The sequence below is a fragment of the Simkania sp. genome (genome assembly GCF_965215465.1).
In the GTDB taxonomy this organism is placed as follows: Bacteria; Chlamydiota; Chlamydiia; order Chlamydiales; family Simkaniaceae; genus Simkania.
Genome location: NZ_OZ244056.1, coordinates 2047814 through 2072949, shown reverse-complemented (window position 1 = coordinate 2072949; position 25136 = coordinate 2047814). Strand labels below are relative to the sequence as shown.

Here is a 25136-nt window from a genome sequence, read left to right as displayed (position 1 = left end):
TAGCAGAAAGCGAATTATTCCTTAAGGCTTAGCGTGGTGAAAATTCCCCAGGCAAGACTTGGTGCTACGATAAAGACAATTGCTAAAGGCAATTGGTTGTGATCTGGAAGGAAAGAGACGAGGCTTCCAAGTGCCGCAGCACCTCCAATTTGCATCGATCCATACAAAGCGCCAGCATAACCTGCGATCTTTCCAAAAGGGGTAAAAGCTATGGAAAACGCATTGGGCCAAATGAAAGTTGAACCAAAGTAAAATGCAACAACGCTTGCGATAATGCTCCAAGCTTGTACTCCATGGACGAAAAAAGTGAGAAGCATGAATAGCCCTGAAACGATACAAACAGCCCAGCCAAATCGCATCATGTTTTTCATTCCAAACCGGCCAACGCACTTTCCATTCAAGTAGCCCGATAAAACATAAGCACAGCCTCCTCCAATCAGTGTGACCCATCCAAATTCAACGGGAGTGAGACCTGCAAGCTTAATGAGCAAGACAGGCCCTGCAACAAACCAAGAGAAAAAAGCGCCGTAGGTTAAAAATGTGCAGGCTGTGATGCCCATGAATAAAGGGCTTTTTAAAAGGGATAGGTAGGTCGGGAAAATGTAACTGAGTTTCAAACGTTCCCGATGCAAGTGAACATTGGTTTCTCTAAGTCCCCAACCCACCGCGCAAAGTGTCACAACAGTGTAACAAAGCATGAAAAGGAACGTTGAGCGCCATCCCAAATAATGTTCAAAGTAACCCCCGAGTGCTGGTGCAGCTGGAATGATGAACATGACGAAAATCACGAGATGTGATGTGTATTTTGCGAGCTCTTCTCCCTTAAAAATGTCGCGAAAAATCGAGCGCCAAAGTGCTGCAACAGCTCCCGCGCCACATCCTTGAATCAATCTTCCTAAAATCAGAAAGAAAATGTTTTGAGCAAAGGCGCAAATAATGCTTCCAAAAAGCAAAATGAAGAGTCCAACAAGAATCGGTTTTTTTCTTCCGATCCCTTCAGAAATAGGTCCATAAATCAATTGGGAGAGAGCCACACCTACCATATAAATAGAAAGGCTCCATTGCACCCAGTCCATGTCTGTTTGCAGACTGACTGCAATCCCTGGAAGTGAGGGGGCGTAAATGTCTGAAGCAAACTGTGTCAAACAAGCGGCTAAAACAATGATTGAAAACAGAAACACATGTTGTTTCATGTGGAAGCTTTCCAAATTGAAATGTTTCGAAGTTTTAAATCGTACTGCAGCTTCTGAATCGCAACTTCTTTGGCTTTTGCTTCGATTTCAACTGTGAGGTTGAGATTTTCCCAGCAATCAGGGAAGTCTGTGGGATCAATGAAATCATGATGCCGTTGGGGTTTGGGCCCGTCCCAGCCTTCTAAGGGACTAGAAATATGAAAAAGAGGTTCTCGATTCCATGTCTTAAGCGCAGCACCTGTTGCTTCTTGAATGAGCATGTCGTCTTTTAGACAGCGGTGGTGGTGCACGTCGTAGACAAAAGGAGCTCCTAGTTCGTTGCAAATGGGAAGCAAATCAGCCGGCGTATAACTCTTATCATCGTTTTCAAACGTCAAGCGCTCTTTAATATTTGCAGCAAGCGATCCATAATGACTTTTCAACCGGGCAAGGGCTTCAGCTTTGTTTCCGTAGACGCCTCCTCCATGAATGTTAATCACATCAATCCCGAGTAAATCAGCCAGCATCGCGTGGTAAGTGAGCTCTGCAATAGAATTTTCTACGACGTCTTTTTTAGGGGAGTTGAGCACGACAAATTGGTCAGGGTGTAAAACAAGGCGTAATCCTTGCTTTTCGCGGAAAAGTCGACACTTTTCGATCTCTGCTAGGTGCGTTTTGCCGCTGGGTAAATCGGCAATCGTATACTTCCAGTCTGGGTGAGAACAAAGAGGAAGAAACTGACTGTTGATGCGAAACGATCCAATGTCATGCGAGACGCAGTAAGTCATGGCTTCCATCAGTGCTCGAATGTTGTCTCCCACAATGGTGTCGAGATGGTCATACGGCTTTTCGATGCGGCCTAAATAAGCTGCTGTTGTGGTACGGAATTTGATCGGTTCTTCATGAAAAATACAACAAAGGCCCAGACGAATCATGTCAGCCCTTTAATGAGTTTGCGGGACATGCCTGGGAACATAATTAGGTGAACGGGATAAAAGATGTACCAATAAATGCGACCCAAGACCCCTTTCGGTCGAAAAATGGCTGTTTGAACCAGGGCATAGCCTTTTTCTGTTTGCTCGATTTTAAATTCTAACCAAGCGTCGCCGGGAACTTTCATTTCGGCGAGAAGCACAAGTCGATATTTTTTTTTGTCGACATGGAGAACGCGCCAAAAGTCAACAACATCACCTGGCTTGAGTTCCTTTTGACTGCGACGTCCTTTGCGCATCCCAACGCCTCCAATGGCTCGGTCGAAAAAGCCTCGGTAGCGCCATGCCCAATTCATGTAACACCACCCCTTTTTATCTCCAAGTTGTTGCACACGCTCAAACACCTCTTCTGGATGTGCTCTAAAAGGAGTACTTACGCCCATGGAGAGGCAGCCGTGTTTGGGCACTTCGACATCATGAGCTGTCAGTTCGCCAAGGTCACTTGAGGTCCAGCTGTCCTTCCAAGTCGACAAGACTTGGTCTGCTGCAATTTTATCCAGAGCTTGCTTGAGACCCTCTTGATAATTCATGCATTTTTTTGGAATGATTGAATGAATCCTGTTTTCTGTGCAGATGGCATCATTTTTGACACTTTCTATGAGAGATCGAGCTAAAAAGTAGTTTGTTGAGGTGATCAAAATAAGCCAATAAGAGGAGAGGCGAGGAGTTAACACTGGGATAGGGAGAATCAGGCGGACGAGTTTCCGAATTCTGGCATAGCCTAAAAGCATATCTTCGTAGGTCAACACATCCGGCCCACCAATATCGAATGTTTGTCCCAAGCAATCTTTATGTCCTAACACTTTGATGAGGTAATCAATGACATCCCGAACTGCGATGGGCTGGCAGCGGCTCAGGACCCACTTTGGCGTCACCATGATGGGCAACTTTTCCACTAAATCACGAATGATCTCAAAGGAAGCGCTTCCGCTGCCGATAATGATCCCAGCTCGCAAAGAGGTAAGAGGGCAGTTTGCTGTTTTTAAAATTGTCTCCACTTCGAGGCGAGACCGTAAATGTTTTGACAGGGAGTCACCTGAAATAAGCCCCGTGAGATAAATCACTTGCTTGCAATTTGTCGTGTTCAGCATTTCGACAAAATATTGGGCAGCTTTCTGGTCAAGATGCTCAAAATCATCGTACTTACGGGCCATTGAATGGACGAGGTAGTACGCTGCGTCGATATCTTTGGGAACGATTTCTAGAGATTTTTTATCTAGTAGATCGGCAGCAAGCACTGTCACTTGCTTTTCAAAGCCTTCTGGAATACGAACGCTGTTGGGGCGGCGTGCGAGAGCCACGACTTCGTGGCCTTCCTTTAAAAGGAAAGCAAGAAGTCTTGTCCCTATGTAACCGTTTGCTCCGGTAAGTAGTATACGCATGCATTTAATCTAGCTTATCTGAATTGCTTAGTCAATTGAGTAAATTCAATATTGAGAAAAGAAGACACAGTTGCAAAAAAAGGATGAGAGAGCTATACACTCCTTATCTTTCATGCTCATATTTTTTGGAGAAAGGTTCATGAAAAAATTTTTAATATTTGCTTGTGCACTTGCTTTCGTTACTTTTGCTTACTTTAGTTTGCGACATCTTGTTCCCATGGCAGGCTTGCCCACAGAAACCCGAGAATCTTTTGCGATTCAAAACCATCTACAAACATTTCATCCGATTCAGGAAGATAAGAATTTTGTTGTTGTTATTTTGGGAGAAAATGCCGAAGCATCATGCGAAAGGCAGCTCCAATCCATTTTCAAGCAAACTTATGGTGCCTACCAGATCCTCTACTTGGATAATGGTTCCACAGATCAAACGGCAGAGAAAGTTAAAACATTTTGTGAAAAGGAAAACAAGACAAGCCGTCTGACCCTTGTCCGGCACAAGCAAAATAAATCCGACATGCAAGTTGTGTACGATGCCATTCATCAGTTGAACCCACAAGATATTGTTGTCTACCTTGAAGGAGATGACTGGCTGTCTCATGAAAACGTGCTCGATCATTTAAATTGTGCCTATGCCCACCCCGATGTGTGGCTGACCTACAGTCGCGCCATCCGCCATCCCGATTATCAGCAAGTCGAAGGCAAGGCTTTTTCCGACAGGTTTTTGCAAGAGAAAAAATTCCGTGAAAAGGGCACTCTTCCTTTGCCCTCACTTGTGACATTTCCCGTGGCTTATTTTAAAGAGATTCGCCTAGAAGATCTTCTCTTCAATGGCCATTTCATTGCTGAAAAAGCTTCGCTTGCATTTCTATATCCCCTTTTAGAAATGGGGCCTGAGCACGTCCTATTTATGGATGAGGTTATGCTAGTGAAAAATGATGCGACAATTGAAGGGGGTCACAAAGAGCACCTGCATCAGCTTATGGCTATAGAGTCTTATTTGCGCTCTCTCAAGCCCTACCCGACGTTAAGTCAACTCAAACTCACGCCCCCAGTGCAAAATGCTCATCGTTTAAAAGGAGATATTTTGATCTTTTCTGAGGATAGCCCCTTGCACCTCTACGCTTGCTTAGAGTCTCTCTATTTAAAGGTGCGGGATGTCAATGAGATTTATGTGATTTATCAAAGCCGTGATCAAGCCTTTGGGCGGGCATATCTCAATCTTAAAAGTGAATTTCCAACCGTTCAGTTTTTGGATGTTTGTGACTATCCAGGAAATGATTTTGAGTCGCTTCTTACTAAGACTCTAGAAAACAAACGGTATGGGGCTCCCTATGTGCTTGTTACCGACGATCACTTTGTATTTGAGCAAAAGCTCATGCTGCATGATTGCATCACTTCATTGGAAAAAGTGCACGCGGATCATTTCTTTTTAAACCTCGATGAAAAGGTTGCAAACACTCCATTGCCTGAAGCCATTCAAATTACGGATGGGACCTACGCATGGCAACTTGGCGAAGTGGGACAAAAACAGTCTCCGTTCATGTGCCTTAGCCGCAAAGCCGTTTTAGGTGTCGGTTTAGCTTCACATCAGGTCCAGGATTTGGCAGCGTTCAATCAGCTTTGGAAAAAGCTCCTTCCCTCACATTCTGTCGCCCTTTTCTATGAAGAGAAAAAGGCTCTTCCTTTGAAGTTTGAAAAGGAAGAAACTCTCACTCAAAAGAAAGATTGGGGCAATAAGTTCAATGAGGGATACAAAATAGACCTTCCTTCGCTTCTTTGTGAAGTGGATGAGCTCCAGAGTGGGGACTACCCCCTCATTAAGCGTGAGAGAAGGAAGCTCAACAACATTCAATAGTCTATTGGGATGAGCTGAAAGGCTGGAAGGAGGTCCCTTCAGCTCGAAACCCTTCTTATGTCCTAAATAATTGATAGTTAATAGTTAAAGTTTTTTGTTAAAAATATTAAATTTTTTGCTATAATGTAGTTAGGGAACCGGCCTTTCTAGGCCGAAAAGTGGAGCGGGGCAATGACTTTAGGTGCTATGTATGCAGCTCAGAGTAAAGAGCTTGCAAAGGCGCGTCAGCGTGAATACGAATCATTAAATCCAAGAGAGCGAAAAGCCTTAGAAATTGACAGCAGGGTCGATGAAGTGGCTCAAGGCGCTTTAGAAAAAGTGGGCGACTTTTTTAGTTCAGTCGTCAATGGAGATAGTTTGGCTGGTAAAGTCGTTCGTTCGCTATTGCTTGGAGCTGTAGTCAGTGTTGCAGCGTTCTTTTTATTTTCAAATCCAGTCGGATGGATTGTTTTTGGTTGTGTTGCCACAACCGCTCTTATTGCGCAGTTAATTATCCCTACAATCAAAGATTCTATTGAACATGATGTTGGATTTGGGCAGATGTTTGCTTTTAAGTTCAGTGCTTGGCAACGGCAGATGGGCTTTCGAGGAGACAACTACAACCACGTCTTTACCGCTGAAAATGGTACGAAGATCTATCTTGGAGCTCTTCCAAATAAAAACAATGGGGATCTTTTCCGTCTTGTTCGCGATGCAGGAATTGAAACTGTTATTTCAATTAATGAGCGCTGGGAAAGAGAAAATATTGGAGTTTCTCGTCCCTATAAAAAAGATGAATATGCTGAAGTTGGGATTGATTATAAAGAACACGACGTCCTCGACCATAAACTCTTACCATTTGATGCAGTATTGAAGATTTCATTAGAAATTGAAACCGCGATTGAAAATAAGAGGAATGTTTACGTCCATTGTCGCGCTGGTGTGGGGCGTTCTGCTATGGGAATTGCAGCGTATTTAATTGCAGTTGAGCACATGAGTGCTGAAGAGGCGGCATATCAAATTAAATATGGTAAAATGAGCAAAGAAAGTGATAGAACCGCCCCAGGGCGTAAACAGTCGACGATCATGAAAAAACTAGATGATAAGAGTGTAGATGAGCCTGGATTAAGAACTTTTGCTGAAGCGCGCAGCGGCTTTGTTGGTGAATTTTAAGAATAAGCAAGAGCGAGTGCGCGGGCTTGATTTGCCACGTGTGCATCGGAGCTACGCTCGAGCTGGCCTGATTGCGCCAGTGCCTGTCTTTTGTATCCCAGTAAGAAAAGTGCTTTGGCCCGGTTGAGTAAGGTAGGCTCATGTGCGGCGTCGATCTTGAGAGCTCTTTCGAGATAGTTCAGTGCCGAAAGGTTATTGCCTGTTTCGAGGTAGAGGGCGCCAAGGGTTTGAAGGTCGTAAAGGTTGTCTTCTGCCAGAACAACGAGGGCTTCAAAAAACTTCAGGGCTTCTTGGTACTTCCCTTGCTTAACGTACGAGTAACCCACGAAACGGATGTCTTCCATTTCATCTGCGCTCCAACCCAGTAAATCTAGCCACTTTGTTTTGCTCATACTATCCTTTTGAATATTGGCTGCGGCGGGCATTGATGGCGCTCAGCAGCGAATCTAAACCATGAATGTATTCCAGTAAGTCAAGCAGTGTTTTGGACTCTTTCTGCTCTTCTTCTTCGTCACGTTCGTCTTCCCAAGCATAACCTGCAGCTTGATCGGCAGATTTGTTTTCTTTGCGCTTCATTTTGTTGAGGTCACACCGCTCTTTGATTTTTTGCATTTGGGCTTGTTGAAACTCTTCGGTTCCAAGAGAAGGAATGATTTGATATGTGAAGATGCGCATTTTTTGAGTTGTATACCCGGGAGGTGCAAAAAAGGCAGCCCATTGTTGGTGGCGTTGCTTCGTTTGGAAGATGAGGTCGAATTCGCTGGTGTAGAAAGGAGCATGGACGTCAACAACAGTTTGTTGCGAGATGCGAGGGGCTTCGTGGATGATCGATTTATCGAGCAATTCTTGGTCGGTGGCCCAACGAACTGAGGTTTCGACACCAAGGTTATCTATTGTACGTGGTTCTGCCATTTTATCCTTATCTTAGGGTTTCACCTATATATACCTGCTTTGTCGATTTCTGACTAGAGGTTGAAACTCAAATGATCTCATTTGAGCGGCGACTTGAAATGCAATTTCCACTCATTTCCACTTTTAAGTTTCTTCTTTTGGTTGAGTCTTTTAAGGTGGAAAATACGTTTGCAAATGAGAAAAAATTTACCAAAAATGTTGCTGAATTTCGGGTGCAGTGATAGGATGTGGAAATAAGTGGAAAAAAATTAAGCGTGAAACTTCGCAATGTTCTTTTTTAAAGGATCAACAGAAACCAAAGTCGACGAGAAGAACCGGTTCGTTCTGCCGCAGCAGATGCGATATGGTCTCGTTGAAAATGGTGAGCTGGAGTTCACCATTGCTCTCGGGCTTGGTGGCTGTTTGACGATCTATAGACGTAGCGATATAGAAAAAATTGTCCGTCGTTTTCAAAAGAAACAACACGATGCACGCTATCAAAAGTTTTTTACTCTTTTCTTTTCCACTCTCCACCACTCCACTTGCGATAAGTTGGGACGCGTTGTGATTCCACCTGTGTTGCGCAAGGCGGCAAAAATCCAGTCGGAGATTGTGGTGGCAGGAGTGCTGAACAAGATCGAAATCTGGCCAAAAGAGAAATATTCTCTTGAGCTTGAAGAGTTCTTGGAAGGAAATGACGACAGTCTTTCTAAAATGATGGAAGAGGCTTTTGCCCTTCTAGATGAAGATGAGAGTCAGGCAAAGTTAACGCCTGAGCAGCAAGCGGAGTATCAGGAAATCTGATGGGACACATTCCAGCAATGCTGCGAGAGAGTTTAGAATTTTTTCGTGAGAAAAAAATTCGAACATTTTTTGACGGGACATTAGGAGCGGGAGGTTTTGCTAAAGGTTTGCTCAGTGAGCGTCCAGAAATCGAAACGTATTTTGGATGTGATCGCGATGAGCGAGCACTAGAGTTAGCAAAAGACAATTTAGCCGCGGTGCAAGATAGAGTGAAGTTTGTTCATGGGAACTTCCGGGACTTGGATGAGCTTTTAGCAGCGCAAGGAATACAAGAAGTAGACGGTTTTTTTTTGACTTTGGGGTGTCATCGATGCAGTTAGACCAAGAAGATAGAGGCTTTAGCTTCATGAAAGAGGGACCACTCGACATGCGAATGGATCGCAGCGAGAATCTTTCTGTCAAGGACGTAGTCAACACCTATTCTGAAAAAGAGTTAGGTGAGATTTTCCGTGAATACGGTGAAGAGAAAAATTGGCGAGGCGTTGCGCGCGCTGTTGTTGAGGCACGCCGAAAAAAACCAATTGAAACGACAAAAGAACTTGCCGATATCATTGCTGCATCAGGTCGCAAGTCACGCAAAAAATTGCATCCTGCAACGCTTGTTTTCCAAGCATTGCGCATTTTTGTGAACCGAGAGCTTGAAGCGATTCAAGAAGGTGTCAGCAAAGCCATTAAAATGCTTGCATCAGGTGGCTTGATCGGAACGCTTTCCTTTCACCGTTTAGAAGATCGCATTGTGAAAAACATTTTTCGCGATGCTTCCAAACCACTGAAGAAAATTGAAGGAATGAAGGAAACGACATTTCTTCCCTTGATGAAGCTTGTCACGAAATCGCCATTGACGCCATCGCGTCAAGAAGCACATGTGAACCCTCGTGCAAGAAGTGCAAAGCTTCGTTTTGCTGAAAAACTCTAAAGATGGGTGGGGGATGTGAGCCGCCGACTACTCATTCGCTTACTCCTCTGCATCTTGTTTTCAGCTTTTCTGCTCTATTCGTATATCGACAAGTTGAACGATATTACTGAACTGAAAATCGAAATACCGAAACTTGCCGAAGAGGTTCAAGTGCTTCGAGAAGAAAACGCCGCACTGATTTTGCAAATCGAAAAAATCGAAAATCCCCAAAGTCTCATAGAAAAAATGCGCCAGCCTGAGTACAGTCACTTGCGCGGGCCCACTCATGTGATCAAGATCGAAGAAGGGTAGAGATGATGGACTCAAAAGATTCGCGTCGTTTAGTGACTCTTTCTTTGTTTGTCCTTCTGCTCTTTTGTTTCATTATCGTGCAATTTTATAACCTTCAAATTGTCGAAGGAGAGAAATGGTCACGCTTGGCCAAACAGCAACACCATTTTTCGATAAGTGAGCCGTTTAAACGGGGCCGTTTCTTTGGGAACTCGGAGCTGAAAGAAAGCCATGTGGGGGAGCCGCAAGTTCTCGTCTGTGATGTCAAAAGGTACCACCTTTATGTTGATCCCATGTCTGTTCCTGAGCCCTATCGCGAAGAAATCGTCGAGAATCTGCAAGACATTCTTCCTCTATCTTGGCAGGAAAAGAATTATATTCCCGAGCAGTTTCTCAAGCGGTCGCGCAGTCGTAAATTGAAAATGTGGCTAACGGAGACAGAGAAGGGTGGCATCGAACGTTGGTGGCGTCCCTATGCAAAGTGGAAAAAAATTCCACTCAATGCCCTCTACTTTGTAGAAGATTACCGTCGCTATTACCCATATGGAAAATTACTCGGCAGCGTTTTGCATTCTGTTCGTGATGACCGGGATCCTGAAACAAATCAGTGTTTTCCAACTGGAGGATTAGAGCTCACACTTGATCGGCATTTGCGCGGGAAGCCAGGAAAGCGGTTGCAACTGCGCTCTCCTCGTCAACCCTTGGAAAGCGGAGTCGTGGTGGCCCATCCCGAAAACGGAGCCGACATCCACTTAACGGTTGAACCATATATTCAGGCCATTGCTGAAGAAGAGATCGAACATGCTGTGCGGCAAGTCGGAGCAAAGAGTGGCTGGGCTGTGATGATGGATCCTCATACGGGAGAAATCATCGCACTTGCTCAATATCCAGGGTTTGAGCCTTCGAATTATCGGGATTATTACAACGATCTGAAACGGATTGAAGCGACAAAAGTGCATGCCATCACGGACTGTTTCGAACCTGGTTCGACAATGAAGCCGATTTCAGTAGCAGTGGCGTTTTTGGCAAACAAAGAACTTGAGCGAAGAGGAAAAGAGTCGATTTTTTCTCCGACTGAAATGATTCCTGTCTGGGATGGAGCGTTTCCTGGACGCAAAGTTCCAATTCGCGATGTGGGACGTCACAAATACCTCAACATGTATTTGGCGATTCAAAAATCTTCCAATATTTACGTCGCAAAGCTGATCCAACGGGTGGTGGCAACTCTTGGGGATCAGTGGTACCGTCAGCAATTGGAAGAGGTGTTTGGATTTGGTCAAAAAACGGAGATTGAGCTTCCCTCTGAAATTGAAGGAATGTTGCCCAATCCAGAAAAGAGATATGGATCAGGGAGGCCACAATGGTCGACTCCCACTCCTTACTCGCTCTCCTTTGGGTATAACCTTCTCACGACAAGTGTGCAAATGCTGCGGGCCTATGGAATCATTGCCAATGGAGGGTGGGATGTCCAGCCAACACTGATTAAAAAAATTGTCAAGGGGGATCAGGTTATCCTAGACCATCAAGACAAATTGAAGGAGAGGAAGCGGCTTTTGGACGAGGACATTAGCCGAGAATTGATTTATGCGTTAAAATCTGTCACGAAGCCAGGGGGTGGCGGATTTCGCGCTGACATTCCTGGCTATACAGAAGCGGGGAAGACGGGGACAACCGAAAAAATCATCAATGGGATCTATTCCAAGAAACACCATTTTTCGAGTTTCATCGGTTTTGCTCCCGCCTCAAATCCTCGGTTTGTGCTCCTCATTGCAATTGATGAGCCTGAATACAGATACTTACCTGGAATTGGTAAGACGTTTTTTGGTGGGAGGTGTGCGACTCCTGCGTTTAGCAAAATCATGTATCGCACGTTTAAGTATCTGGGCATTCCTGAAGATGATCCTCATGGTTATCCCGTAGGAGATCCCCGATATGATGCAAAGAAAGCCGATTGGATGGAGCAAGTTGGAATCCTCAAGGATTTGTATGGGCAATGGAATCAGCGTTAAAAAGCTTTTTCAAGGATTAGATGTTGAAATCAAAGGGTGCAAAGATCTCGAAGTGACGGGAATGTGTTCCCACTCGAAGTTTGTGGCTCCGGGGAATCTTTTCGTCGCAAAAAAAGGGGCGAGCTTTGATGCGACAGAGTACATTCCAGATGCTGCATCGGCAGGTGCAACGGCGATCCTAACTGATCTCTACAATCCCTTTTTAGAAGGGCCTGTTCAGGTGATTCATCCCCATCCTCAAGAAATTGAAGCTGAAATTGCAGACCGCTTTTTTCGTTATCCTTCGCAAGAACTCTTTTTAATTGGAATTACAGGAACGAATGGCAAGACCACCACGGCCTATCTCATCCACCACATACTGACGCGAAAAGAGTCGCCCTGCGGACTCATGGGAACCATTGAAACCATGATCGGTCAGCATCGGATTCCTTCAGAGCTGACAACAGCTGACATTGTGACCAATCAAAAATTCCTGCGTGAAATGCGCGATCAAGGCGCAGAAAATGGGGTGATGGAAGTGACCTCTCATGCGCTTGAGCAAGGAAGAGTGACAGGGCTGGATTTTGACATGGGCATTTTTACCAACTTCTCTCAAGATCACCTGGATTATCATGGGACAATGGAAAAGTACCTCGCTGCAAAAGCCAAACTTTTCAAGCTCATCGACGCTCCAGAAAAAATCGCTGTACTCAACGCAGATGATCCTTTTTCGTTGCAAGCATTTGGGGCTTCACATGCAAAAGCTGTGACATTTGGGATCAAGTCTGCAGCAGATTATCAAGCAAAAGAGATTCAATGGAATCTTGAAGGAGCAGTCTTCACTCTTGCCTATCAAGGTAAAGAGCGTCGCTTTAAAATGCCGTTGATTGGAGACTTTAATGTGCTCAACACTCTTGCGGCCATTGCTGCCTGCCACCAAAGAGGGATGTCATTTGAACAAATCCAACGCAGGCTGGCAACTTTTCCAGGCATTCCTGGAAGGTTAGAGCGGATTCAAAACGATCTTGGGATTCATCTTCTTGTGGATTTTGCGCATACAGCTGAAGCTTTGGAAAAGGTTCTTTCTTTACTGACCCAAGTCAAAGAGAAAAAGATTCTCACCATTTTTGGTTGCGGAGGTGACCGAGATCCCAGCAAACGGCCCAAAATGGCAGCAGCCGTTGAAAAGTTTTCAGATCACGTGATTCTCACATCTGATAATCCTCGCTCGGAAGATCCAATGGAGATTTGCTTGGGCGCTGCAAAAGGGATTCAAGAGCCACAAAAACTTGTTATCGAGGTGGATCGCAAAAAGGCCATCGCAAAGGGAATCGAGATGGCAAAACCTGGTGATGTTGTCCTCATTGCAGGTCGAGGGCATGAACCTTTTCAAAAGATCGGAGGGCGGCTCATTCCCTTTGATGATCGGGAAGTTGCACGAGAAATTTGTAATCATTCGCCTTGATTGCTAAGATATAAAACTTTGGATAGACCTATTGTTTAAAATGTTTCTGCGTATAGCGCTTTTTTTCATTTTTCTGTCTTCGCCTCTCCTGACTGCATGTTCACATAACGGAAAAGTCGATCAGGACACGCCCCTAGCTGCAGCTCAAAAAAATGCTAGAAAGGGAAATGGTCATCTCGTTGTTTTAGATCCAGGTCATGGGGGCTTTGACATTGGCGCGAAGTCGCAGAATGTTGAAGAAAAAGAGCTCGCGCTTCGCACAGCCGTGCTAGTGAAGCGGTACCTTTCAAGTATGGGTTACCGCGTGATTCTCACTCGCAGTCGTGATGTATTTATCCCTCTTAAGAAACGAACAGCCATTGCAAATGATACTAAGAGTAAAATTCTCGTGAGTCTTCATTACAATGCCTTCAAAAGTCCGAATGCAAAGGGGATTGAAGTCTATTTTTACGATAGGGGATCAAAGTGGCGCAGTTCAAATTCCAAAAAGCTTGCGCAAAACGTTCTTTCCCGTTTGCTGACTCAAACATGTGCCGCGTCGCGAGGAGTGAAACATGGAAACTTTCATGTGGTGCGCGAAGCGAATATGCCCGCTATCTTAATTGAAGGTGGGTTCATCACCCACCCTGAAGAGCGTGATCGGCTAGCCGATCAAAAGTACCTCGATCGCATTGCCCAAGGGATTGCCGAAGGCATCGATAAATACTTCCATTAACACTAAGTTACATCGGGAATAGTTTCATTTCCTCCAGATGAGAACAGGTATCCAACACCGCTTCCTAATCCTGAGACTACTTTCCAACCTAAGCCGAAAGTTCCTGTCACGATCCCAGAAGTGATGTCCCAAGCTGTGTTGAAGACGAAATCAGGGACTCCATTTGGAATGCCAGCAAGTTCCGTGACAACGTAAGCGGTTCCAAGTCCTCCAATCATAAGATTACGTCGTGTTATATGGGGCTCTAAGTAGCGCTGATAAGAATAGCTGCTATTTTTTCTGAAGCGAGCCCAATAGTATTTCTTCAAATCAAATCTTGCATCCTGTGGGATGTTATTGGTGAATTTTGTATTCAACTTCGTTTGAGTTCTAGAATCCAAAGCATCCCAATGGACACGATGGTCAGCGAGATAATCCCGTAGAGCATCTGCATTTGGTGATTTTGCGACGAGCTTTGTATCAGCATAAGAGTAATCAACAGTCCAAGGAGTTGGAAGAGCTCCTAGCTCCTCTTTTACAAAACGCTCGTTCAATGCAGTTTGCAAGGCTGGGCTGAGCGTCATCCATGGGCCGCCAGTGTTGTAGAAATCGCGCAGTTCTGCCAGTTCTTCACGATTGAAAAGATCGATTTCGCCTAATGCGGGAGCCTTATATGGATGTGTATCTTTAGGAATTCCTGCGCCATTAAAGCCATGGCATTCTAGACGATAAACAACTTGCTGCCAACAAGAGAGTTCGTTCCAAGCAACGAAACCAGCATGTGCAAGAATTCTTTGGGCCCAATTTCTATCTGCATCTGTCATATGCTCAAGATCAATTTTTTGAAGTAAGACTGAGCCAAGGCCCAGTACTTTATGAGTGGGTAAGTTTTCTTGGAACTTAGCGATGAAGGCTTGCAAGAAATTGTCAAGATCTGCGCCGTCGAAGGCTGAAGCATAAAAGTTTTCGTGGTACACTTTAGCTAAATTCTCAGCAATTCCAGCAACGTTTCCATGTGCATTTGGATGCGGAGGAATAGCACCTCCTACTAGGGCGTTGTTATGAGCAAAGGTGAGATTGGCAAAAGCAGTTTGTAGAAGAACTTGTGTTTCTCGAGGCCATCGGACCCACATGACTAGTTCAAACATGCCTCTTTTCCAAAGCTGCTGAATTCCATGGTAGTGCACGTTGTCTGCTGGTAGTGTGGGTGGTGTTGCATCAGTTGGAGCATGAGCAAAATTTCCTTTTTCGACTAACTCTTTTAATTCAGGATTTCTGATAAAGAAAGCGGGAAAGTCAGTAACCGCGACATGTACGTCTTCTGCTTGTTGGTAATAAGCGATTTGGAGAGTTAAGGGGAGCGCATTCCATTTTTCAACGTTATTGCTGAAGTATCTCGCCCAGTGCTGCAGCTTATCTTTATCAAGACCTCTGATCTCCACTGGATCAGTGGGGGGCTTAATGTAAAGATCAAATTCAGTTGGGAGTGGAGATGGAAGTTTTTTTCCAAGGGCCTCTAAAATTTGAATCCGCTGATGATCAGATAAGCTAAAAAGACTTGGGTTTTGATCATCAAGTGGGTCGGCGCCCCAAGAAAGCATGCCTCGGCCTTTTTTTGACCACATAATCTGCATTTGAAAAGCCTCTTTAAATGCTTCGGCACCATCGGCATCGAGACTCTCAACACGATCTACTGAGATCGGATAGGTGAAAGTTGGGAAAGACAGTTCGCTGGATGCTTTTTTTCTGAATTGAGTTTGGTAATTAAGAGGCAATGCAATCCAGGCTGCGCGGAAGTGGCGATAAGTTTGCTCAAACCATTTGAGTTTTTGAGCTGAAAGAGCTTGAATCTCGCCTACATTGCCAAAATTCTTAAAGGGGGTCTGATTATTTGAGGCACTAAAGATTTTAGCACAGTCTTGAGCCATTTCAGGGGTTGGGGCTAAATCGCATTCATAAAATCTGAGATACCATGCTTCGCGGATGGAAGGCTTTGGAGTTTGTTCAATATTGAAGCTACTATGGAAGTATCTAATGAGATCTGGAGTCAAGCCTTGAATTTCTCCTATTTTTGAAGGGTGACCCATCAGAGGCCATGTTCCTGGTTTTGCTCGGAAAGCCCAGCGAATGGTTGTATCAAGGGAGTCCCATCTAGCAGGGTTTTGACTGAATAGAAGTTCATAAAGAGCAACCTCAGATTCCGGCAGTGTCCCAACTGCAGCGGCAGATGCGACATCGGGGAGTTTTGCAAGTTGAGCTTGGATATTTTCTGGGAGTTTTAACCCATACTGAGAAAACCTTTTGACAAGAGCTAAACCGACTTCTGGTGTGTAATCACTACTTTTGTAATCCGGATGGAAAAGTCTCACTCCTTGCTTATCGAGTTCTGTAACTTCTACAACCGTTTCAGGGCGGCGAACGACAAGACCAATAAATTCATCGAATTTGCAGAAAGCAAATTGTTTTGCAGGGCTGAGTTCATCCCACTTCGCAGGGTGTGAATCGAACAAGGCTTTGAACCACTTCAGTTGAGGTTTTTTAAGGCCTGAGATTTCTCCAGCTGTTGCGGGAATGGCAAAAGTTACAGAGACAACTTTTGGGGGTTCGAGTTCTTCTGCATAACATCTCTGCTCAAATGCAGTTGTGACAGAGCCCATACTGATTTCGCGCTCACGCATCATGCGGAGGTCTTCTTTTTCCCAGTCATCGAAAGTTGAAGCAGTAAAAGGTGTTGCTGTGAAAGGGGTGAGGCTTGCAGATTCGAACGCGTGGTTTAGTGCAACTTGAGTTTTGACGGGCAAATCGGTGAAAGCATCAGTATTTCCATCAAAGTAGTTGTGACAAGCGCGTACGTCTCGAGTAGGGAGATCAAAAAGGTCTTTGAGCCCCTTGGGAAGCGTTGGTGCTGTTCTAAATCCAGGGAAGACCACAGGAAAGTAGATGATCATTGTTTTTCCAACGGTATTTAATGCAGCAACGCAAACAAGAGGCTTCACGTCTGGAGGGAGGAGTCGGACAAGAATATTGCTTGGAAACCTTGTTTTGGCTTTTGTCAGTGCAAAGACAGCGAGTCCTAACGTGAGAACTGTAAATAAGGTGGAACGCATAGGAGACATATGCTCTTCGGGAACTAAATCGGTGATGTAAGAAGCTGTTCCTAAAAATGCCCCAGAAACAAAAGTTTGTGAAAAGGGAATTCCAAGTGCTTTAGAAATGATCACTCCACTAACAGCTCCTAATGCAGTGCTGATGCCCAAATCTTGAAGTGAAAATTGATTTTTGAAGTCTTCGATCGCGCCCATGTTTTGCAACCCCGTGTAAATTTTAAAATAAGAAATTGTAAATACAATGTAAAAAAAGATCAAATCTAAAAAAACAAAGTAAAAAATTTTTTTAAACTTCTTTTTCTCCGTAGGAAAAAGGGAGAGTTGGAGACAAAAAAAGTTAAGATTGCGTAAAATAGCACTGATTTAATTTTTTGGAGAGGGTGATGAGTGGTGCAATCTCTTATCTACCAAAGCCCTTTGATGATTTAGCTAAAATTTGGTCTGTTGATCCCAAATCTAGATCATTACAAATGGAAGCAAAAGAAAAGAAAATTGTCATTCGGTTATCTCTAGTGGCAATGAAATTTTTTCTCTGCTATCAAGCAGGCTTTTCGTTACCAGCTGTTACAAGTTTAGGTTTTGTTTGTTCATTGCCTTCGACAGCGCTTTTCGTAGGGATTTATTTGTTCGAGCTCGCTTGTAAAAAAGCCTTTGAAAATATTTTACATGCGGGTGCTTATGCTGCTATCAGCTGGCTTTGCCTGAGTGTACACGAAGAGCGAACTTGGGGTTTTGTAGAAAGATTTTTTCCAGGCCCAAGGCCAGTGATCATTCCCTTGCCCGAACCTCCATCTGATCAAGATTGGATCGCAAAACCTGCATACGTTTCGTATGTTCCTCAGGGTTCTTTGATCAAGCAGCTAAGAGAGACGTGGAATGAAAAAGGGAAATTTCTAGAACTTCAAGAAGCGGATGAGGAAGAGTCGGGGATTTTTAGTTACAAATCGCTTCCTTCAAAGCTCAATACAGAGGATGTGATAGAGTTTTTCTACTGTTATTCAGATATTCGTTTGAATCTGGGTAACGCACGTCATCAGGGCATTCAAAGGACGGGCCGAAATCAACAGCAAGTCTTTTATGGGTGTTTTTCTAATACATTTAGTAAATCATTCATGTGTGAAGGAATTGAATGGGCGAGTCGCGAGCATTACATTCAAGCAAGGCGATTTAAAGAAGGATCGCGGGCGCACACTTTAATCAAATGTGCTGAAGGTTCTTTTTCAACTACTCAAGGTCTTTTGAGAGAAGTAGCAAAACCCGAATACGCTGTGGATCTTCGAGGTTCTGACTGGGAGCAAGAGTCTTTCTATGTTGCCCTGCATGCGAATTTTGCTTTTTTTGCCCAACATAAAGAGTATCGGGATCTTTTGATTGCAACAGAGAACGTTCCTCTTGTTCAAAGAAACGATCGTCATGATATTTGGGGAATTTCTTATCGAGATGGCACTTCAAAACTCGTTGATGCAGATGGCGTTCCAATGAATCGTAACCGTCAAGGCTGGATTCTCATGTATCTTCGCAATTATTTTCGCAATTAAGTTTCTGTTTTTTGAAATTTTATGTCTAATCGACTATAAACCTGAGTTCTGGGTTTAGCTTGCTTATTCTCAGGAGAGAGTTCACTTAAATTCTCTGAATTTTTGCCGAAGGGAAGGGCCAAATGGTCCTTTTCAAGGCAAAAAATCTGGGCAGAAAGAGAAAAATCCCAGGGAATGGGTGAAATAAACCCAGAACCAGGTTATAAAGAAAAAAATGTCCTCGGCGCGATTTGAACGCGCAACCTATTGCTTAGGAGGCAATTGCTCTATCCAGCTGAGCTACGAGGACAAAATCTGAAAGTTTAAGTTATGGGCAGTATTATCTCAAGCTGTTGGAGGTAGAATGAGCGAGAATGCAGATATTGGACTAATTGGTCTTGCGGTGATGGGCCAAAACCTTGTTCTCAATATGAATGATCATGGTTTCAAGGTCGTTGTTTACAACCGTACAACTTCAAAAGTTGATGACTTTTTAAATGGTCCGGCAAAAGGAACTCAGGTCATTGGGTCTCACAGCTTGAAAGAGTTTGTCAAAGCTCTCAAGCGTCCGAGAAAAGTCATGTTCATGATTCGAGCAGGAAGCTCTGTTGATGACATGATTAATGAAGTGGCTCCACTCCTTGAAAAAGGGGATATCATCATTGATGGAGGGAATAGCCACTATCCCGACAGTGAAAGACGGTACCAGATGCTCAAGGAAAAAGGGATCTTGTTCATGGGAACAGGAATTTCTGGTGGAGAAGAAGGAGCCAGGCACGGCCCTTCAATTATGCCAGGAGGAAATCCCGATGCATGGCCTGAGGTCAAGCCCATTTTTCAAGCTATTGCTGCAAAGTCTGAAGAGGGCGATCCTTGCTGTGACTGGGTCGGAGAAGGAGGTGCTGGACATTACGTCAAGATGGTCCATAATGGGATTGAATACGGGGATATGCAGATCATTTGTGAAGCTTACCAACTTCTCTCATCAAAGCTAGGAATTAAAGCAGAGGAACTCGGTAAGATCTTTGCTAAGTGGAATGAAGGGGAGCTCAATAGCTATCTCATTGAAATCACAAGTCAAATCTTTGATTATCGAGACGATGATGGAGCGCCGCTGGTTGAAAAAATTCTCGATGTTGCAGGACAGAAAGGGACTGGGAAGTGGACTGGAATCAGTGCCTTAGACCTTGGGATGCCTGTGACTCTTATCGGTGAGGCTGTTTTTGCACGGTGTCTTTCTGCTCTTAAGGATCAGCGAGTCGAAGTCAGCAAGCACTTTAAAGAACCGGACAAGAACTTTTTTGGGGATAAAGATCAAATGATCGAGGATATCCGCCAAGCCCTTTATGCTTCAAAAATTGTAAGTTATGTTCAAGGGTTTATGCTCATGCGTGCAGCAGCTGGTGAAATGGGTTGGAATCTCAATTATGGATCGATTGCCCTCATGTGGAGAGGGGGTTGTATCATTCGAAGTCGCTTTTTGGGTAAAATCAAACAGGCTTTCGATAAGAATCCCAATCTCGAAAGCCTGCTTTTAGATGATTTCTTTAAAGGAGAAATTCTCAAAGCCGAGGAGGGTTGGCGTCGCGTTGTCAGCCATGCAGCTGAGTTTGGCGTTCCCGCTCCCTGCTTTAGTACTTCACTTTCTTTCTTTGATGGCTATCGCTCGAGCCGTTTGCCTGCTAACCTGCTACAGGCACAACGGGATTTCTTTGGAGCACACACGTACGAGCGGATAGACCAACCTAGAGGTCAGTTCTTCCATACTAATTGGACAGGAACAGGTGGCGACGTCAGTTCAACGACTTACAACGCTTAACGTAAGATTTCGTTGTAGTTCAGAACAAATGCCGGCTTGAGGATCTCAATCTGCCTAAAAGCATGATTGAGGTCATCATGTTCATGTGAATTTTCGTACTTTTCGATGAGATCACTGATTTCCTCATAAATCTCGTGCATGTGCTTGGCCATTTTCTTTTTAGGCCCTTTAAGCGACATTCCATCGATTTCGCCGAGCTCTCCCTTCATTTCGCGGAGAGTCGAGTTGAGCATTTCCATTGCTTGTTTATGATTAGGTTCTTGTTGCATGGACTTCCCCCATGGATGTGTTATCTTTTCTATAATTTCATTTTAAAACTGAGAGGATTTATTCGGCTAGAGATCTATTACAGAAAAGAAAAATTTCTTAGAACCTTTTGATTTTTAATAACCTGAACTCTGTTTTTTTTTGCATATTTTCAGGAGAGAGTTCTCTTAAATTTTCGAGCTTTTTGCCGAAGGGAAGGGCCAAATGGTCCTTTTCAAGGCAAAAAAGGTTGGAAAGAAAGGTTACTCTTCAGCTTTAAGGACTTCCATAAATGCAGATTGAGGGATATTAACTTTCCCTATCTCTTTCATCCGTTTCTTTCCTTTTTTCTGCTTTTCCCACAATTTTCGCTTACGAGAAATGTCTCCTCCATAGCATTTAGCTGTCACGTTTTTCGCGAGTGCTGGAATGGTTTCTCGGGCAATGATTTTCCCACCAATGGCTGCCTGAATCGGAACCTTAAACTGTTGGCGTGGAATCACATCTTTAAGCTTGTGACAGATGGCTCGTCCCTTGGATTCGGCTTTAGTTTGGTGGACGAGGCAAGAAAAGGCATCCACGACCTCGTTGTTGACCCTAATCTCAAGTTTGATGATCGAGCCGATTTCATGGTTTGCAAACTCATAATCAAATGAGCCATAACCTCTTGTGACCGATTTCAATTTGTCATTGAAGTCAGTGATGATTTCATTCATGGGAAAGCGAAAAGTGAGGAGTAGGCGATTTTGCCCCATCGACTCAGTTTTATCCAGAATTCCGCGCTTTTCAGTTCCTAAGCTCATGATGGCTCCCAGATAATCTCCAGGGGCCATGATATGGGCTGTAACCCAAGGCTCTTCAATGTATTCAATCGTAGAAGGATCGGGAAAATGAGCAGGATTATCGACGAGCTTGTCTTCACCATTAGACAAGGTCACCTTGTAGACAACACTTGGGGCTGTGGTGATAATATCGAGATCAAACTCTCTTTGGAGTCTTTCAAATGTGATTTCAAGGTGGAGGAGTCCCAAAAATCCGCAGCGGAATCCAAATCCTAAGGCCAAACTACTTTCTTGTTCCACATGAAGTGCTGAGTCGTTGAGCTGAAGTTTGACTAGGGCATCTTTGACATTTTCAAAATCGGATGAATCGATCGGATAGATTCCTGCATAGACCACGGGCTTGATCATTCGAAACCCAGGGAGGGGCTCAGTTGCTCCACCACGGAAAGTTGTCACCGTATCTCCAATTTTCACATCAGATGTGTTTTTGATGTTGCTGATCATGTAACCGACCTCTCCAGGGCGGAGAACATCAACTGGCTTTTCGTTGGGAGAGAAGATGCCGACTTCTAAGACTTCAAAACTCTTGTCCGTTGCCATGAATTTAATCTGAGTTTTCTTGGAGATTTCTCCACTGATGACCCGGATGTAGACCATGACGCCGCGGTAGGGATCGTAGTGCGAGTCGAAAACAAGGGCTTTGAGCTCTTCTTCTTCAGGCGGCTTGGGAGCGGGGATATCGACTAAAATGCGTTCTAAAATATCAGCGACTCCTTGTCCTGTTTTAGCTGAGCAAAGAATCGCCTCACTTGCATCGAGTCCAATTACATCTTCAATTTGCTCTTTCACAGAGTCGACGTCAGCAGCAGGAAGGTCAATTTTATTGAGGATCGGAACAATTTCTAAATCGCGTTCGACAGCAAGATGGACGTTAGCGAGACTTTGCGCTTGAACTCCTTGCGCAGCATCGACAATTAGCAGGGCTCCTTCACATGCGGAAAGAGAGCGAGAGACTTCGTAGGAGAAGTCGACATGCCCAGGGGTGTCAATGAAGTTGATTTGATAGGTATTTCCATCTTTGGCCACGTAGTACATTGTCACGGGATGAGCTTTGATCGTGATGCCACGCTCTCGCTCGAGCTCCATATCATCAAGCAGTTGCTCTTGCATCTCACGAGGAGGAACCGTGCCCGTTACTTCGAGGAGTCGGTCGGAGATCGTAGACTTTCCATGGTCGATGTGTGCGATGATGGAGAAGTTTCGAATGAATTTGGGGTCGTACTTGAATGCCATATGATGATGAATTTACATGTTTTTGGGATAAAAAAAAAGCCTCTCCGATAGGAAAGGCTTTTTGCTTGAAAAATTGCTTTTTCTTAGGTCGTAGATGGAGCTTCTTCAGGCTTAGCTTCAGCTTTAGAAGCAGGCTCGACATCTTTGACTTCAACAGTTTTATCTTCAGGAGCTTTTTCAGCTGTCTGAACGAGGAACTGTTTGTTAAGCGATTTTGCTGCAATGATCCACATCAAGATGACAAAGAGGAGAATTCCTCCAACATAAGGTGTCATCGCGGCAATTGATCCCAATCCAAGGATCAGACCTTGTTGGATTAAAGCACCACCTGATTTTCCAAGGCGGGCACCAACAACGTCAACAGCGGCTTTACCCTTGACCTTTTGTTCTTGGTCAAGTGGGATGTAAGCCATTTCTTTGGTTGGGTCAAATAATGAGTATTTTGCCGACTTACTCAAGATATTCTGAGCGGTACCGAAGACAACAGCAAGCATAAGCGGAGTGGTTCCGATACTTGCGATGAATCCAGTTAAGCTGTCTCTGAAAATAATGAATGAGAAGAAGGCGATTCCAGTGAATAAGAGAACGACTGGAGTAACGAGTGCTGCACGTCCCCATCCAAAGCGACGGATCACGTTACCACCGACAAAGAGCATCATAAAGATGGTGACAAGACCGGTGATTTGTGAGAAACGTCCCATGAATGTGCTGTAAGCGTTTGGATCTGGGAACTGCAATTTAAGCTGACTTTTCCAAGTGACTTCGATCAAGTTGATCGCAATACCGTACGAAAGGACCAGGATGGCGATGCATCCGAGGTACTTTGAGCGAGTGAGGTAAAGGAAACTTTCTTTGATCGAGAGTTTTGGCTTGGATTTCTTTTGTTTTTTTCTTTCGTCTTGGCTGTAGAAGCGTGGGTCAGTGAGAACGTAGCGGTTAATCCACCAGTAAACTGCGACGATAATGAGTCCAGAGAGAACGACCATTCCCATCAAGTAGTTAAGTGAAACTTGCCATGGATCTGCGCCTGTTGGAAGACTTGCGCGAATTTTTGACGCCCACTGGATGAGCCATCCAGAGATGATGAGTGAGAAGTTTGCGAAAAGACCGAAAAGTGAGTAAAAACGTTTTGATTCGGAGACTTTGGTAATATCGTTGGCAAATCCCCAGAATAAGAGGGAGAGAGCCACACTACCCCAGAGTTCAGCCATCACGTAGAAGATCGAATAAGTCCAGTTACGGATGATGGCGATAAATCCTTTTGCTCCTGCAGGCAAAGTGTGTTGCAACGTGTCGCAAAGAGCGTTAGGGTGAAGGTAATCACGTGCAGGATATAGCACGGTCGCAAAAAGCCCAAAGAAGACAAGAAATGGGAGAACAGCAGAGTAGAATAGCTTTGGCTTACTCAGTTTGTTACTCAGTTTTGCGTAAATCAACATAAAGATGACTGCACAAGGCAGGACACCCCAGAACTTAAGAAACGGAATGACCTCTGCGCCACCGCCAGGAGCAGTAACAACAAGAGTATCTTTTGTATCTCTTAAGACCGTGTAGTTGAATAAAATTAAAAAGAAGAGCAGTACCATCGGAATGAGCTTCTTCAGCTCATAGCCATGAATCGGCCACAGGATGGAGCGCACTTTACCAAACTCATTTTGTGATTGTGACATGTTGCATTCCTAGTTAAACTTTTTTTTCAAACATTCTCTGCTATTTTGTAAACCTGTTTTAAAAAATAGTAGAGATTGCTTCTAAAATAAACACACTTATTTTAGGCATTCTGCCATAAAAATCAAGAGAAAAAAACTATTTAATTCGATAAGCGAAAATTATTTTTTATACTCAAGAAAATTCAAAAAAAAAGAGCGCCAAAAGGCGCTCTTTGACCATCAATTCAATAAGGACAGATCTTAGCTGTCGCTCATCATTGACTCTGCACCAGCAGCAATCATTGCTTGCTGTGCATTAACAGCTTCAACATAGCCATTCCAAAGCTCATGGTCTACGATTCCATGGCGGATTGCTTGAATGAGTTCACGCTTGCAATGCGCAAGTGACTTTTTAGGGCTTAGAATTGAAATCATTTCTTTATCCCCAGAAAGACGTGCCATGTTCAGTAGGCGCTCAAGTTGCAACTTGGTGAAGTTCATGTTGTCTCTTTTCTTGCGTGAACCACGTGCAGCACGAGGCTTTGGTGGAACTACAAGAGGACGGTCTGGGTTAAGAATGAATTTTTCGATCAATGATCCTAGCTCTTTTGGGCTCTTGTACTTCATTTTACGAAGTGTAAAATGGTGCATGTAACCTCCGCTAGACATTGGAATGTATTTACAAAGGTCGTTTTCTTTTCTTCCTTTTACCTTCTTAATCGCTTTGGCGATCACACCTTCGAGCTCTTCAAGACTCTTAGTGTTGGTCTTCATCTCTTCTGTGAAACTCATGGTTGTTCCTTTTTCTGTATAGTTTAGACAATAATTCTTTATTTTCTCTGTAAATGAGGGTGTAGTTTGCCTATCTCCCTCTGAAAGAGACTATCTCGGTCGGAGACGATTAGGACTCTTCTCCGAACAAGAAAACCTCTTTTTTCTCAAAAAACCTTTTTATCGGTTCTTGTAATCATTTTTTTTATACTATTGGCTTTTTATTTGCAACTATTGTTGAATTTTTTTGAATTACTTCAATGAAAAATTCTCGTAATTGCACTAAAAAACCCGCTATATTGCGCCAATTTTTGCGGAATTTTAATAGAAATAGATCTTTTGCGCAAGGTGTTAATTAATTTTATCCGATT

19 protein-coding genes, 1 tRNA gene and 1 pseudogene are annotated in these 25136 nt (G+C 44.0%); 10 read left to right on the top strand and 11 right to left on the bottom strand.

Annotated features, from left to right (window positions below; translation table 11 throughout):
• Window positions 1-14: 14 nt before the first annotated feature.
• Genes ACOOFG_RS09700 through ACOOFG_RS09690 form a run of 3 tightly spaced genes read right to left on the bottom strand, consistent with a single transcriptional unit; the run spans window position 15 to window position 3546 of the window.
• Entirely contained in the window at window positions 15-1193 is a 1179-nt protein-coding gene (locus tag ACOOFG_RS09700) for a multidrug effflux MFS transporter (RefSeq protein WP_420421269.1), read from the bottom strand.
• Entirely contained in the window at window positions 1190-2107 is a 918-nt protein-coding gene (gene uvsE / locus ACOOFG_RS09695; protein ID WP_420421268.1) for a UV DNA damage repair endonuclease UvsE, read from the bottom strand. The genes ACOOFG_RS09700 and uvsE overlap by 4 nt, the downstream gene beginning before the upstream one ends.
• Window positions 2104-3546 carry an SDR family oxidoreductase gene (locus ACOOFG_RS09690; RefSeq protein WP_420421267.1) on the bottom strand — a complete coding sequence of 481 codons (1443 nt, stop codon included), beginning with the start codon at window positions 3544-3546 and terminating at the stop codon, window positions 2104-2106. The genes uvsE and ACOOFG_RS09690 overlap by 4 nt, the downstream gene beginning before the upstream one ends.
• Window positions 3547-3685: 139 nt before the next feature.
• Here ACOOFG_RS09690 and ACOOFG_RS09685 point away from each other — a divergent pair, with 139 nt between their 5' ends.
• Complete coding sequence (locus ACOOFG_RS09685; RefSeq protein ID WP_420421266.1) at window positions 3686-5401, top strand: glycosyltransferase family A protein; 1716 nt, start codon at window positions 3686-3688, stop codon at window positions 5399-5401.
• A 171-nt stretch (window positions 5402-5572) separates the two neighbouring features.
• A complete protein-coding gene (locus ACOOFG_RS09680) occupies window positions 5573-6553 on the top strand; it encodes a protein-tyrosine phosphatase family protein (protein ID WP_420421265.1) in 981 nt (326 codons plus the stop codon).
• Here ACOOFG_RS09680 and ACOOFG_RS09675 read toward each other — a convergent pair.
• Both ACOOFG_RS09675 and ACOOFG_RS09670 read right to left on the bottom strand, forming a co-directional pair.
• A complete protein-coding gene (locus ACOOFG_RS09675) occupies window positions 6550-6945 on the bottom strand; it encodes a tetratricopeptide repeat protein (RefSeq protein WP_420421264.1) in 396 nt (131 codons plus the stop codon). The two genes, ACOOFG_RS09680 and ACOOFG_RS09675, sit on opposite strands and share 4 nt — an antisense overlap.
• A 1-nt stretch (window position 6946) precedes the next feature.
• On the bottom strand, window positions 6947-7465 hold the full coding sequence (locus tag ACOOFG_RS09670; RefSeq protein ID WP_420421263.1) for a DUF5399 family protein: 519 nt from the start codon (window positions 7463-7465) through the stop codon (window positions 6947-6949).
• A 267-nt stretch (window positions 7466-7732) separates the two neighbouring features.
• Between ACOOFG_RS09670 and ACOOFG_RS09665 the strand changes: the two genes are divergently transcribed.
• The 6 genes and pseudogenes from ACOOFG_RS09665 to ACOOFG_RS09640 all read left to right on the top strand — a co-directional run bounded on the left by ACOOFG_RS09665 (window position 7733) and on the right by ACOOFG_RS09640 (window position 13602).
• Window positions 7733-8248 carry a division/cell wall cluster transcriptional repressor MraZ gene (locus ACOOFG_RS09665; protein ID WP_420421262.1) on the top strand — a complete coding sequence of 172 codons (516 nt, stop codon included), beginning with the start codon at window positions 7733-7735 and terminating at the stop codon, window positions 8246-8248.
• Window positions 8248-9164, top strand: a pseudogene (gene rsmH, locus ACOOFG_RS09660) (16S rRNA (cytosine(1402)-N(4))-methyltransferase RsmH). The gene ACOOFG_RS09665 and the pseudogene rsmH overlap by 1 nt, the downstream one beginning before the upstream one ends.
• Before the next feature lie 15 nt (window positions 9165-9179).
• On the top strand, window positions 9180-9455 hold the full coding sequence (locus ACOOFG_RS09655) for an FtsL-like putative cell division protein (RefSeq protein ID WP_420421261.1): 276 nt from the start codon (window positions 9180-9182) through the stop codon (window positions 9453-9455).
• Between the two features lie 2 nt (window positions 9456-9457).
• A complete protein-coding gene (locus ACOOFG_RS09650) occupies window positions 9458-11443 on the top strand; it encodes a peptidoglycan D,D-transpeptidase FtsI family protein (protein ID WP_420421260.1) in 1986 nt (661 codons plus the stop codon).
• Window positions 11367-12887 (top strand): UDP-N-acetylmuramoyl-L-alanyl-D-glutamate--2,6-diaminopimelate ligase, encoded by a 1521-nt coding sequence (locus ACOOFG_RS09645; protein ID WP_420421259.1) that lies wholly within the window; start codon window positions 11367-11369, stop codon window positions 12885-12887. Before ACOOFG_RS09650 ends, ACOOFG_RS09645 begins: the two co-directional genes overlap by 77 nt.
• Window positions 12888-12927: 40 nt before the next feature.
• Window positions 12928-13602: an N-acetylmuramoyl-L-alanine amidase family protein gene (locus tag ACOOFG_RS09640; RefSeq protein ID WP_420422686.1), complete on the top strand. Its 675-nt coding sequence runs from the start codon at window positions 12928-12930 to the stop codon at window positions 13600-13602.
• 2 nt (window positions 13603-13604) lie between these two features.
• Here the strand turns inward: ACOOFG_RS09640 and ACOOFG_RS09635 are convergent, their stop codons facing one another.
• Window positions 13605-16883, bottom strand: a complete 3279-nt coding sequence (locus ACOOFG_RS09635) for a hypothetical protein (RefSeq protein WP_420421258.1) — start codon at window positions 16881-16883, stop codon at window positions 13605-13607.
• A gap of 188 nt (window positions 16884-17071) precedes the next feature.
• Between ACOOFG_RS09635 and ACOOFG_RS09630 the strand changes: the two genes are divergently transcribed.
• Window positions 17072-18226 (top strand): NADAR family protein, encoded by a 1155-nt coding sequence (locus tag ACOOFG_RS09630; RefSeq protein WP_420421257.1) that lies wholly within the window; start codon window positions 17072-17074, stop codon window positions 18224-18226.
• 215 nt (window positions 18227-18441) lie between these two features.
• On the opposite strand, the gene ACOOFG_RS09625 is transcribed toward ACOOFG_RS09630, so the two are convergent.
• A tRNA-Arg gene (locus ACOOFG_RS09625) sits at window positions 18442-18515 on the bottom strand.
• Window positions 18516-18569: 54 nt separating this feature from the next.
• On the opposite strand from ACOOFG_RS09625, the gene gnd reads away from it, so the two are divergent.
• Window positions 18570-20024, top strand: coding sequence for a decarboxylating NADP(+)-dependent phosphogluconate dehydrogenase (gene gnd / locus ACOOFG_RS09620; protein ID WP_420421256.1), 1455 nt, complete (start codon window positions 18570-18572; stop codon window positions 20022-20024).
• Here gnd and ACOOFG_RS09615 read toward each other — a convergent pair.
• From ACOOFG_RS09615 to ACOOFG_RS09600, 4 genes are all read right to left on the bottom strand, one after another.
• Window positions 20021-20293: a hypothetical protein gene (locus ACOOFG_RS09615; protein WP_420421255.1), complete on the bottom strand. Its 273-nt coding sequence runs from the start codon at window positions 20291-20293 to the stop codon at window positions 20021-20023. The genes gnd and ACOOFG_RS09615 overlap by 4 nt on opposite strands.
• 240 nt (window positions 20294-20533) lie before the next feature.
• A complete protein-coding gene (lepA, locus tag ACOOFG_RS09610) occupies window positions 20534-22345 on the bottom strand; it encodes a translation elongation factor 4 (RefSeq protein WP_420421254.1) in 1812 nt (603 codons plus the stop codon).
• Window positions 22346-22428: 83 nt separating this feature from the next.
• Complete coding sequence (locus tag ACOOFG_RS09605; protein WP_420421253.1) at window positions 22429-24015, bottom strand: NTP/NDP exchange transporter; 1587 nt, start codon at window positions 24013-24015, stop codon at window positions 22429-22431.
• A gap of 240 nt (window positions 24016-24255) precedes the next feature.
• Complete coding sequence (locus ACOOFG_RS09600; protein WP_420421252.1) at window positions 24256-24786, bottom strand: hypothetical protein; 531 nt, start codon at window positions 24784-24786, stop codon at window positions 24256-24258.
• Window positions 24787-25136: the final 350 nt, after the last annotated feature.